This window comes from Clostridium sp. BL-8 (genome assembly GCF_002006495.1).
GTDB lineage: Bacteria > Bacillota > Clostridia > Clostridiales > Clostridiaceae > Clostridium.
The window spans coordinates 1-12,254 of sequence record NZ_LZZL01000122.1 but is presented as its reverse complement, the minus strand read 5'-3'; the positions used below and the strand labels follow the sequence as shown (position 1 = coordinate 12,254).

At 27.7% G+C, this 12,254-nt stretch carries 14 protein-coding genes; 11 read left to right on the top strand and 3 right to left on the bottom strand.

Annotation, left to right across the window (positions count from 1 at the left end; all coding sequences use genetic code 11):
• A partial coding sequence (locus tag CLOBL_RS24945) for an AAA family ATPase (protein ID WP_077861476.1) occupies window positions 1-1,552 on the top strand: 1,552 nt, incomplete at its 5' end.
• An 84-nt stretch (window positions 1,553-1,636) separates the two neighbouring features.
• Here the strand turns inward: CLOBL_RS24945 and CLOBL_RS24940 are convergent.
• The 3 genes from CLOBL_RS24940 to CLOBL_RS24930 all read right to left on the bottom strand — a co-directional run bounded on the left by CLOBL_RS24940 (window position 1,637) and on the right by CLOBL_RS24930 (window position 3,625).
• Window positions 1,637-1,783, bottom strand: coding sequence for a hypothetical protein (locus CLOBL_RS24940; RefSeq protein WP_242953917.1), 147 nt, complete (start codon window positions 1,781-1,783; stop codon window positions 1,637-1,639).
• Between the two features lie 280 nt (window positions 1,784-2,063).
• Window positions 2,064-2,822 (bottom strand): class I SAM-dependent methyltransferase, encoded by a 759-nt coding sequence (locus CLOBL_RS24935; RefSeq protein WP_077861475.1) that lies wholly within the window; start codon window positions 2,820-2,822, stop codon window positions 2,064-2,066.
• A 101-nt stretch (window positions 2,823-2,923) separates the two neighbouring features.
• Window positions 2,924-3,625 (bottom strand): HAD-IA family hydrolase, encoded by a 702-nt coding sequence (locus tag CLOBL_RS24930; RefSeq protein ID WP_179117834.1) that lies wholly within the window; start codon window positions 3,623-3,625, stop codon window positions 2,924-2,926.
• Window positions 3,626-3,881: 256 nt separating this feature from the next.
• Here CLOBL_RS24930 and CLOBL_RS24925 point away from each other — a divergent pair, with 256 nt between their 5' ends.
• From CLOBL_RS24925 to CLOBL_RS28250, 10 genes are all read left to right on the top strand, one after another.
• A complete protein-coding gene (locus CLOBL_RS24925; RefSeq protein ID WP_077861473.1) occupies window positions 3,882-4,823 on the top strand; it encodes an acyl-CoA dehydratase activase-related protein in 942 nt (313 codons plus the stop codon).
• Entirely contained in the window at window positions 4,813-5,904 is a 1,092-nt protein-coding gene (locus CLOBL_RS24920; protein WP_077861472.1) for a 2-hydroxyacyl-CoA dehydratase, read from the top strand. The genes CLOBL_RS24925 and CLOBL_RS24920 overlap by 11 nt, the downstream gene beginning before the upstream one ends.
• Window positions 5,886-6,833, top strand: coding sequence for an acyl-CoA dehydratase activase (locus CLOBL_RS24915; RefSeq protein WP_077861471.1), 948 nt, complete (start codon window positions 5,886-5,888; stop codon window positions 6,831-6,833). Before CLOBL_RS24920 ends, CLOBL_RS24915 begins: the two co-directional genes overlap by 19 nt.
• Window positions 6,834-6,960: 127 nt before the next feature.
• Entirely contained in the window at window positions 6,961-7,776 is an 816-nt protein-coding gene (locus CLOBL_RS24910) for a phage replisome organizer N-terminal domain-containing protein (protein ID WP_077861470.1), read from the top strand.
• Between the two features lie 365 nt (window positions 7,777-8,141).
• Window positions 8,142-8,750, top strand: coding sequence for a hypothetical protein (locus tag CLOBL_RS24900; protein WP_077861468.1), 609 nt, complete (start codon window positions 8,142-8,144; stop codon window positions 8,748-8,750).
• Between the two features lie 211 nt (window positions 8,751-8,961).
• Window positions 8,962-9,615 (top strand): DUF3888 domain-containing protein, encoded by a 654-nt coding sequence (locus CLOBL_RS24895; RefSeq protein ID WP_077861467.1) that lies wholly within the window; start codon window positions 8,962-8,964, stop codon window positions 9,613-9,615.
• Between the two features lie 707 nt (window positions 9,616-10,322).
• Window positions 10,323-10,748, top strand: coding sequence for a GNAT family N-acetyltransferase (locus CLOBL_RS24885; protein WP_179117833.1), 426 nt, complete (start codon window positions 10,323-10,325; stop codon window positions 10,746-10,748).
• Window positions 10,749-11,074: 326 nt separating this feature from the next.
• Window positions 11,075-11,233, top strand: coding sequence for a hypothetical protein (locus tag CLOBL_RS28255; protein ID WP_179117831.1), 159 nt, complete (start codon window positions 11,075-11,077; stop codon window positions 11,231-11,233).
• A 101-nt stretch (window positions 11,234-11,334) separates the two neighbouring features.
• Window positions 11,335-11,928: a hypothetical protein gene (locus CLOBL_RS24880; RefSeq protein ID WP_077861464.1), complete on the top strand. Its 594-nt coding sequence runs from the start codon at window positions 11,335-11,337 to the stop codon at window positions 11,926-11,928.
• Window positions 11,929-12,085: 157 nt separating this feature from the next.
• Complete coding sequence (locus tag CLOBL_RS28250; protein WP_179117832.1) at window positions 12,086-12,223, top strand: hypothetical protein; 138 nt, start codon at window positions 12,086-12,088, stop codon at window positions 12,221-12,223.
• The last annotated feature ends 31 nt before the right edge of the window (window positions 12,224-12,254 follow it).

The following is a 12,254-nucleotide window of genomic DNA, read 5'->3' as shown; positions in this document are numbered from 1 at the left end:
CTTTGAGAATAGTGAAAAAGATAATTCGTACCTTTTTGAAGGTTTAAATATAATGAAAGCAGGAGAAAAGTATACTTCTCATATAGGACAGTACCCTGTGATTAATTTGTCCTTAAAATCTGCTAAGCAGCCAACCTTTGAATTGGCATTAAAATGTATTAAAGATGAACTTGTAGATGAATTCAGACGCCATGATTATGTTTTAGAAGGTAATAAGCTAAATGATGAAAAAGAAAAATACTTAAGAATTACAAAAGCAGAAGATGAAGATTCACTTTATGTAACATCACTAAAGTTCTTATCACAATGTTTAGAAAAGTATCATGAAAAAAAAGTGATAATACTTATAGATGAATATGATGTTCCACTTGAAAATGCATTTTTTGAAGGTTTCTATGATAAAATGATTGCTTTTATAAGATCACTTTTTGAATCGGCATTAAAAACAAACTCTTCGTTAGAATTTTCAGTGATAACAGGGTGCTTAAGGATTTCAAGAGAAAGTATATTTACAGGTTTAAATAACTTGGAGATTATTTCAATTTTGAATAAATCCTATGATGAATATTTTGGATTTACCCAAAATGAAGTAAATAAAATACTTAGAGATTATGAGCTAAATGAAAAAGAAACCTTAATAAAAGAATGGTATAACGGATATATTTTTGGAGATGCTGAAGTTTATAATCCATGGAGTGCAGTTAGATTTGTAAAAGATTTGGTAGTTAGTAAAAATACATTTCCATCATCCTATTGGGCAAATACAAGCTCAAACAGTATAGTTAAGAGTCTTGTAGAAAAGGCAGACACTAAAACAAAGCAGGAAATAGAGCTCTTAATTGAAGGGAAAACTATAGAAAAGTTAGTCCATGAGGATATAACATATGATGAAATTTATGATTCAATGGACAATTTGTGGAATTTTATGTTTTTCACAGGTTATTTCAAAAAAGTTAGTGAGAGAATGGATGATGAAGATAATCGTTATATAGAATTAAGTATACCAAATAGAGAAGTGAAGTATATTTTTAGAACAAAAATCTTAAAGTGGTTTGAAGAAAAGATAAAAACAAAGGATTTAAGTGTTTTATATACTTCAATACTTAATAAAGATAGTGAAACTTTTCAAAAGGAACTTAATAAGATTCTAAAAAAAACTATAATATGCTGGGAGGAAAAGGAACACATTTCCTGCGGAAATGCGGGCTATACTGCTAAGCTCGTACCTCGCCAAGCATTATATGCCTATCATGGTTTTGTGGTAGGAGTACTCGCAAATATGCACGATTATATAGTAAAGTCAAACAGAGAATCAGGAGATGGGAGAAGTGATATTTATATAAAATCACCATCAATATTTGATCCGGCAGTAATAATGGAACTTAAGATATGTAAAGAACCAAAAGATATTTATAAAATGTGTGATGAAGCCTTAGCCCAAATAGAAAAGAATAAATATGATGAGGAGCTTAGGCAGGAAGGTTATGAAAATATAATTAAATATGGTATTTCATTTTATAAGAAGGATTGCATCATTAAATTGGGAGAATAGTAAACTAATAAAGCATATAAGACTAGATATTTCAAGTGAATTAGAAATGTCTAGTCTTTTTTATGAAAAATTTGAATTACAACATTAATTTTTATTCAGCATTCCTACATATCCATTTTTAAAATAAGATCTAAATAAGTAAGCGATTTTCTCTGAATCAGGAGCACATTTTGACTTTAACCACCAGTCAATAGTACCAATGAATGCATTAGCCGTAAGTAAGAATGCCATTTCTGTAATCCATCTGCTTGATACATTTCATTATATTGTGGCAAATCCACTATCCGTTTAAGTTTAAGGCTTACTTTTTCACAAGTTTTTCGAGATGGAAAGTTCTTGGTTACAAGTTATTATAATTCTACTCATTCCATGTGCAATTGCTAAATCTTTAATAATATTATATGCCTTTGAAGCATAATTATCTCCTCTATGAGTTTCTTTTATTTCAATATAATAATTACTTAATTTAAACTATAAGAATATAGCGGATTCAATAAATGAAAAATGCATATTATAGTTTCTTTGCAATACAAAACATTTCAGCAAAGTCGCAAACTATTGTAGTATTTGGATTATTATTTATTTCATATCTCATTTTTTCTAACCCACTTTTATAATCAGAATCTCTCAATAATGTTAAAATAGAAATATCTTTATTTTCTACATAGTCTAACAAATTAGATAGTTTTTCGGTTTTTATATTATATTTTATTTCCAAATTAACATCAAAATTTCTATTAGCAAGTTCGTTATAAATTAATTCTTTTGTCCAAAATCTTTTTATATCTTCATCATATGCATTAGGAAAGTATTGATATATCCACCAATTTTTCATATCATATACTGATATATTATGCATTTTGAAAATTCCATCTCTATTTAATACACGATATATCTCATCCAATGCTTGTGTTTTTTTAGTAAAATGCTGAAAGGCATAATTATTTACAATGTAATCAAATCTATTTGATTCATAAGACATATTTTCTGCTAATTCATTTACAAAATCAACATTTTTAACCTTTTCTTTAGCGATACTTAGCATCTCTTTAGAAGCGTCTAATCCATGCCAGTTAATATTATCATTTGGGAAATATGACATTTGATTACTAAGATAAATGCCTGTTCCACAGGCTAAGTCTAAAATATTATATTCATCCTTTGCACATTTTTTAATAAATTCTTTTAAATAAAGGTCTTGATTAACATTTTGTCTGTACTTGTTCTTATCATATTTATCTGCTATTTTGGAATAATCAGTAACCTTCACAAAACTCACCTCATTACATTATTAATAATCTAATTACTATTTTACAACATTATACATTTACGTCACAACAAAATCATTTTGCGAATTAACTTCTCTTGAAATTATGTTAATTTGCTGATATTTGAATCAATAATGCTTGCCACTTCATTAAGTGACTTGATTATGTAATCAGGATAAGGGGAATAATTCCATGTCGCATTCTCTCTATTAATCCAACAAGTTTTTATACCTACTCTATTTGCTCCAATAATATCTGATGAAGAATCTCCTATGTGCAAAACATTTTCAGGACTTATGGAGTAATGCTCTAAAACATTTTTGAATATTTTACTTTTTGGCTCATTTTTATATGACATTACTTTTTCAGATATAAATATTTCATCAAATTTGTAGTTCTTTATTATTGGTTCAACCATTTCATAATCAGCATCAGTAACTAAACAAATGGGAATTGTATTCTCTAATGATTCAAAAAAATTCTTGACATCGTCATAAGGTACTGCTTTTGTATGCTCATTCATAAAAATCTGAATCGCCTCATCAACATCAGACGAAAAATTTATTTCCTTAAATACTGTTTGAAAAAATGGCTTAAACATAGTTTTTAGATTGACGAATTCTGTACAATTTGAAGCACTTTGATGAAATCCGTTAAATACATTCCTACTAACCGATTTCACACATTCATATGCTATGGCTTCACTATATTCATCTTTTAATATTCTTCTCCATATAAATGGTATTCTTGTATTTACATTTACTAATGTTTGAAACATATCAATGCATAATAACTCAAATTTCATAATCATTTTCCTTCCCAAGATTTTGTATTAAATCTGTTGGTTTTATATTAAGAATGAATTTTTATTTAATTCGCTAAAATTCACTATTGTTAATTAGATTATAGTTTTTAATAACACTTATTATAACATAATTCACAAAATATAACGCATACCATATATACATTGGCTCTCTATTTTTCAAATCTTTTATGAATAAGTTTATTTTCTTTTGGTCAAAATTACTATTGTGTTATATTCTTTTGAAAGGATGAGCGTTGTGAAAGAAAATATTGTAATAGGAATACCAAGAGCATTTTTATATTATAAATACAAAAACTTATGGGAAACTTTTTTTAAGGAATTAAGATGTAAAATTTTAATAAGTCCTGAAACGAATAAACAGATATTAAAGGATGGTGTAACTAATTCAATAGATGAAAGCTGTCTTTCGGCTAAGATTTATATGGGGCATGTATATTACCTAATTGATAAAGTTGATTATATACTGATTCCTAGAATTGTTAACTTCGGTGAAAAGGAAGTTGTTTGCACGAAATTTAATGCAATGTACGATATTGTAAATAATACATTTAATAATGTAAAATTTTTAGACTATAACATAGATGTAAAAGAAAATGAAGGCGAGCTTAAAGCATTTATGAGAATGGGCAAAGTATTAGGAGAAAATCCTATAACTGTATTACGAGCATATTTAAAAGCTAGAAAAGCTTATAACTTTTATGAGCAGAAGAGATCTAAAGAGCAAGAGCAGTTGTTAAATAACACTGACAAAATGAAAATGCTAATAGTTTCACATCCATATAATATATATGATAGATTCTTAGGATATCCAATAATTAAATATTTAGAGAGCTTTGATGTTGTACCTATTTATGCAGATGTAGCTGATAAGAAACAAGCCTCTCAAAAGTCAAAAGCAATTTCCAATACCCTATATTGGACATATAACAAAGAATTAATAGGTGCAATTGAATATTATTTAAACAAGATTGATGGAATTATATTTATTTCTACATTTCCATGTGGACCAGACTCTCTGGTAAATGAATTATGCATTAGAAAAGTTAAAGGAATACCTATGACAAATATTATACTAGACGAATTGCAGGGAGAAGCAGGATTGCATACGAGGATAGAAAGTTTTATTGATATTATTAAAGAAAAGAAAAATAGGAAGGAAGTAAGAAATGGTCAATAAAGAAAGAATAATCAGTTTCCCACATATGGGAAATTATTATATTGCAATAGAATTTTTAATAAAGCATACATTAAATATGAAAATATTAATATCTCCCCCAATAACCAAAAGAACTTTAGAGTTGGGTTCAAAATATAGTCCGGATTTTGTTTGCGTTCCTTTTAAGTATAATCTAGGAAATTACATAGAAGCGTTAGAAAAAGGTGCAAATTTTTTAATACAGGCTGGTGGAGGCTGCAGGTTCGGTTATTATGGAGAAGTACAAGAACAAATATTGAGAGATTTAGGTTATGACTTTGAATTTTTAAGTATTTTAGATACTGATCATGTAAATCCTTTTTCAGCATATAGTACATTTGCAAAACTAAATACAAAACTTTCTTTTTCAAAGTTTGCTTATTATTTTATGCTCACCTTAAAAATTGTTGAAAAAATAGATGCAATAGAAGAGTATATTAGAGAAAATATAGGATTTGAAGTTGTGAAAGGAAGCTTTGAGCGGTTACAAAAAGATTTTTTTAATAAAATAAAAACAGTCAAAAGCTTTAGGGATATACATAAAATATATGAAAAATATAATACCTTATTTAGGAATTTAGAAATTAATAAGCCTAAAAATCCAATTAGAGTTGGTATTGTTGGAGAATTATATACTTCAATGGAACCATTTAGCACTTATTTTGTTGAAAAGGAGTTAGCTAAAAAAGGAATTGAAGTAAAAAGGTTTATAACAGTTACATATTTATTTAAAAATCATCCAAAAGAAAAAGAATTAATTAAGATTTCTGGCAAATATTTAAAATATGCCATAGGGGCTGATGGTACTGACAGCGTAGCCCGAACAAAACAATTGGCAGAAGCAGGATATGATGGGGTCATACATGTAAAACCATTTGGATGCACGCCAGAAGTTAATGCAATGCCAATATTACAAAACATAAGTAATGATTATAAAATGCCAGTATTGTATTTTAGTTTTGATTCACAAACCTCTGAAACTGGAATAAAAACAAGATTGGAAGCATTTTATGACATGCTTATGATGAAAAAGGAGAAGCAAAAGTGGATAAATGTTATTTAGGAGTAGATATAGGCTCTATATCTACAAAAGGTGTAATAGTAAATGAAAATAATAAAATAATAGCAGAAAAGTATATTTGGACGGAAGGGGACCCTATTAATGCCGTAGAAGAAGTAATTCATGACTTAAAAAAACAAGTTGAAGGAAAAAACATTAAAGTCAAAGCGGTAGGAACAACTGGTTCAGCAAGAAAATTAATAGGAACGATTTTAAACGCACAAGTTATTAAGAATGAAATTACAGCACATGCAATTGGAACAATTTCTATTTATCCTGATGTAAGAACAATTTTTGAAATTGGAGGGCAGGATTCCAAAATTATTTTAATAGAAGATGGGATAGTAGTTGATTATGCAATGAATACTTTATGTGCAGCAGGAACAGGCTCTTTTTTATCCTCACAAGCAGAAAGGCTTGGACTCAAGGTAGAGCAGTTTGGAGAATTTGCATTAAAATCAAAAAAACCAACTAGAATAGCTGCTAGATGTACTGTTTTTGCTGAATCTGATTTAGTGCATAAAGCTCAAATAGGATATAAAAAAGAAGACATTGTAGCTGGACTATGTAGAGCTGTTGTTACCAATTACTTAAATAATGTTGGAAAAGGAAAAAGAATAAAAGCACCAATTGTATTTCAAGGTGGGGTTAGTAAAAATATCGGAGTAATAAAAGCATTTGAAGAAGAAACAGGTGAAAAAATTTATGTTGATAAGTATGCACATTTAATGGGGGCACTAGGAGTAGCAATACTTGCAAAAAATTCAGGAAAAGAACAAGATTTTGATTTTGATATAGTGGAAATGAATTTTGAAACTAGAGGTGTAGAATGTGGAAAATGTGCAAATAATTGTGAAATTATTTGTATTTATAAAAATGATGATCTAATTGATGCGTGGGGAAATAAATGTGATAATGGAGCAGTTGTTTGATAAATAATTGTTTTAAGAGTTAATTTATACGGCAAAACATATAAAAATTTTTAATTTATATTAGTAACTTTCATTTTTAATCATATATCCTATATAGATAATTTATTTATATAGGAGTGTGTTAAAAATGAGAGAAAGAAAATGTGTTAAATTCAATGTAAATATGTATGAAGATACAAAGTTTAAAATAATAGATAGAATGGAAAAGAGAGATCTTATAAATTATGTTTGGACCAGACTTGTAATTTTAGCAGGTAAGGTAAATTTAGAAGGAGAATTATTTTTATCTAGAAATATACCATATACTTTAGAGACTTTGGCGATAGAGTTCAATAGAGAAGTATCTGAAATAGAATTAGCTGTAAAAACTTTCATAGATTTAGAAATGGTTGAACTTACTCTAGATAAAGTATATAAAGTAAAAAATTTTGCAAAGCACCAAAATATTAAGCCAAGAGAAAAAGTCCAAAATAATGATAAGGCAGAACAAGCTGGAACTAATGAAAAAGAACAGCAAGATAGCAGCTTTGAAGATAATGCCAATGTTGAAGGTGATAATAAACATAAGGATAATAAGGTAATTGATATAAAAAATGATATTATAAATAATAAAAATGCCATTAATACTGATAATAAAAGCAGCCAGGAAATAAAGGCAAACTTAGCTACAGATAGCTGTAATATAGATAAAACGGAAACAAAGAATGAAAACATTCAAAAATTAAATATGGAAAATTGTAAAGGCAAAGAAGCTTCACCTGATTATGTAGTAACTTCCTTAGATAATAAGAAGGTAAGAAATAAAAGTAAACCTAAGAAAAAAGAAAAGAATAATGAAATTAGTGTTATTGATGAAGATGAAAATGATGATATGATAAGGCTTACTGAAGGAGATCCAGTAATAGGAAAAGATGAAGAGGTTGTTTGTGCGTTTAATTTTTAACTTTGTAAGTTTATCATAATTAGTTAATGCCTTATAATTTAAGGGATTTAAACAGCATAAATATTCAAAGTTTTAGTAAATCTCATACTGGTGAGTTAAGTATTAATTTAATTAAAGAAGCATCGGCAGTAGTTTTAGTATTTAACGAAGCAATTAATATAAATTATGTTCTTTGGAAAGTGGATAATGTGGCATTTGCAGTATATGTTATTATTAATATATGATGGTAAAATATATTTTTATAGAACTAACTTTTACAGTACTAAATTTGTAGCGATTGGATGAATTTGAATAATAATCTATATGAAAATAAATGTGTATGAAATAATAAATGAAACTTATTATTAATATAGGGGATGCAAAATATGATAAGAAAATCTAGACCGTACTATAAGATTGTATATGACTTCCAAGGCCTTAAGCGATACGAAGATGTTAAATTACAGACCTATGATAGAAATGAAGCAATGGAATATTTTTTAGATTTGTTTAAGAAGAAACAAGAGGGTTCTTTAATTTTAGAATTTGATTGCCGTATAGAATTGAGGGTGGAAATCAATATAATGATATGTAGTGGTATTAGTTTAACACAATACAAAGAGGATGATAACTTAAATGAAATTCTAGACAAAATGGAAAAGAGAGTTACTACATCCTATGAAAGTCTTATATACAAAGTTAAGGTGACTACTGATTCAAGAGCGGTACAATATTATAAATCTATTATTGAAACAGAAGTTAAGGAAGAAGCATTAGAAAAATTTTTGTATTTTATAAGACAAAAACAAATAGATCAAGAAATAGAGGGCATCACAGATGTAATGTTAGAAGTTTCAATTAGCCCATTTGATGCCAGATGCTTATACTTAAGCAATATTAAAAAAGAAAAACCTATTCTCAAAATATTAGATAATATTTATATTTTTTCAAAATTAACTAAGATTGAGAAAATGTTAATAAATAATTTTAAGTAGTAGAAATACGAAGCCTTGAATTATGAGAGACGTGAAGTAAAATGCCTAAAAGAATGCTATTACTGTTGTGCATACAAAAATAAATAGCAGTTTGAGATATCACATTATTCCGAGAAATAAATATTGCGATATTTTTTATTACTTAATTCTAAAATAAAACGTAATAGTAAATAGTGGTACAGAAATAAAAATGGAGTGAGGGTAAATAAAAGTGAAAATAATAAAATTAATATCAAGTTCACTATTACTAGTGGTTTCGGTATTGGTATTAAATCCAGTAGGGGCAAGTGCGGAATGGAAAAAAGATTCAAATGGTTGGTGGAATACAGAAGGAAGTTCATGGTCAGTAGGTTGGAAAGAGATTGATGGAAAATGGTATTATTTTGGACAAGATGGTTATATGGTACATGATACAACCATTAATGGATATATCATAGGTTCAGATGGAGCATGGATTCAATCTACGCAAAAGAATTTATCAAATTCAGACAGTATACTTAACCCAACAAAGCAGTCAAGAGAAGAATTATATCAAGATATCTTTGTTTCACTACTCATTCCAGATATTCAAAAGTCTGTGGATGACTATTACAAAAATTTCTTGACAGAGCCGCCAATTGTCGCACCATATTATGTTCATGTGTTAAATGCTGACAGGCTAATGGGATATAGATCCTTTTCTTTTAGGTTAAAACTTGAAGTAGATTCTTATATTGGACCCCATCTTAATATTGGGGATGATAATATTACTTTAAAAATAGAAGGTGGAGATAAAGTTACAATTGAAAAGTTTGAGCATATTAAAAGTTATTATTTAGATTTGCCTTCTAATTATCAGAACATTATAATAAAGAAATCAAATTAATGAATAAGATAAATTGTCCCCTTTTCATAGATATTACAACTGAACATCTATGTTTAATGCAAACCACAAATAAGCTCCTGCAAAGAGGAGCTCATTAGTTATTTTTTGCAATACGATTATTAAAAAATATTTCATTTAGTAGTATGTCAAATTTTAAAATAAATATTCAAGATGTAGATTTCACGCAGCAAATTAAAAAGATGTTCTTTAAAAATTGAATAATCCTACATTTACAATTTATAGTACAATGAGTCTATAATAGTAAGTATAGTCAAAGAAAAAATATTAATTTTGATCATTATTTATAATTATAAAATATAATTTATATTATTGAATTATGAAGGGATGTTTAATGATGAATAACAAATTAAGTTTACGAGTTATAAGCAGAAATTTATATATTTTAGTTTTTACTATACTAACAACTGTAAATTTTATGAGAGATGTGAACCAAGCTCTTTATAAACCTGAGTATATTGCGGAAACACTGAATATAAATAGTGTCGAATACTCACTTTTAAGTTTGAAGATTGATGTTATACATGGCAGCTTACATAAATTATATACAATATATAATTATCCGTTAATACCCATAATCATAGGAATAATATACAATATATATTTTTTAGTCAAAATTTATAGGAATAAAGATAATTCATAACATTCGTATAAGGCGAATAATGGAGTTACAAAAATGGAGGATAAAAATGGAAATTAAGCTATTTGAGCAAAAATATAGAGATGATATGATATTTATGATTTTAGAAGCGAAAGATGCTTTAGGAAGAATACCGCGATTAAACAATGATTTGCTTGATATTATTGCTAATTATTTTTCTACTGGTAACATGTTTTGGATAGCAATTGATGATGAGAACAGAGTTATAGGAACAATTGGAACAAAAATCATTTCAGAAAATGAAATGTGGTTAAAGAGGCTCTTTGTTAAATCTACAATAAAAAGGCAAGGAATAGGCAAGAAACTTTATAATAAGGCAGAAGAGTTTGCTAAACATAAAGGTATTGATACGATATACACGAAATTTTCATCTGGTTATGTTGAAGCACAAAGATTTTATCCAGCTATGGGTTTTAAAGAAATAGCCCCTTATGAAATGGTTAAACATTTATAATAAATATTACTATACAAATTTCTTATAAAACGTAATAGTAGGTAATTATGAATCAATAAAATTAAATAATAAATTTTAAAATCGCATTATTCAAGAGATTGAATTTGTGATTTTTTTAATATTTAGTTTTAATGAAGTACACAAAAAAAGCCCCAACAAAGGGGAAAAGGGAAACTATGAAAAATGAAGAGAGTATATCACAAAGTTACTATTATATGAGCATTAGTCTTAAATGATACTAAATACTAATAAAATAAGTTCCTAGAAAGAGGCTCCTATAACTTTCGTAATAAAAAAAGTTGTGAACTATATAGATGGGAGGAAAAGTGATGAAAAATATATTAGCAATGATATTGCATAAATTGTTGGTTAAATATTGTGAAAGCTATGAGGATATAGTTGTGGTAATTGCATTTTTAGTGATAATAGATCTAAATGTATGTGTATATCAAATATACAAATTGAATGGTATAAGCCTAAAATGAAGTAGACATAAAAAAAAGAGAGCTTTCGCTCCCCCTGCAACCATATACTTATTATATTTGATTTAAAAAGGATTATCAATATATATAGGGAGGCGAGAGCTATGCTAAAAGCAAATGTAAATAATAATTCAAAGAAGGAGAATAAGACTTCTGTAAATGTAAATAAGATGATAGAAAAAACAGCTATGGAAACCGCTAAAGCTATAGTTGCAGAATTAAGAGTTCAAAATATGATTGAGAAAGAATTGGGTTATTATAAGAGAGTGGAATTATTACTTTACAACTATGAAAATTTGAAAGATGAGATTAAGCAGAAAGATGAGGATACAGAGAATATTAAACAGAATGGATTACCTAAATCCAGCGGATCAATAGTGATTTATCAAACTTCAGGTGGAGGTATAAGTTCAGAAGAAAGGTACATACAGCTTATAGAAAAATATAAGGCAGAAAAATTAGAGACTCAAAGAGACTTGAGAAGAATAGAAAATGCTTTGGATAAGATTAGAGAAGATAAATACTTTGATATTATACAATTAAAATATTTGAATTTACAAAAAGATAAACTTGAAACAGATGAGAGGATTGCTGAAAGACTGGAGAAAGATCAGAGTACTGTGACTAGAAATCGGAAAAGATTGATGAATAAGTTGATTACTATTTTGTTTCCGGAATCAATAAAGGAATTTGCATAAATTGTAGAAATGACGTAGCAAATTATAAAAATGCTCTTTAAAAATTGAATAATACAATTTTTACAAAATATGCTATAATTAATGCAGAATAGTAAATTATTGCACCACAATAATAAGATATCAATTGGAGATAAAGTTGTAGAGGTTGGAGAATAATATGGAAATAAGAAGCATACTTTGCTTGAATTGCATGAAACCTTATGCAGCTTTAAGTCACATCAGCAATGCAAACAGTTATATGATATATCGCGAAAAGCCGCGGTCATTTGAGCCGCAGATTAAAATGGGAGGATAATATCGATGAGATTAAAAGATATAAAACTTTG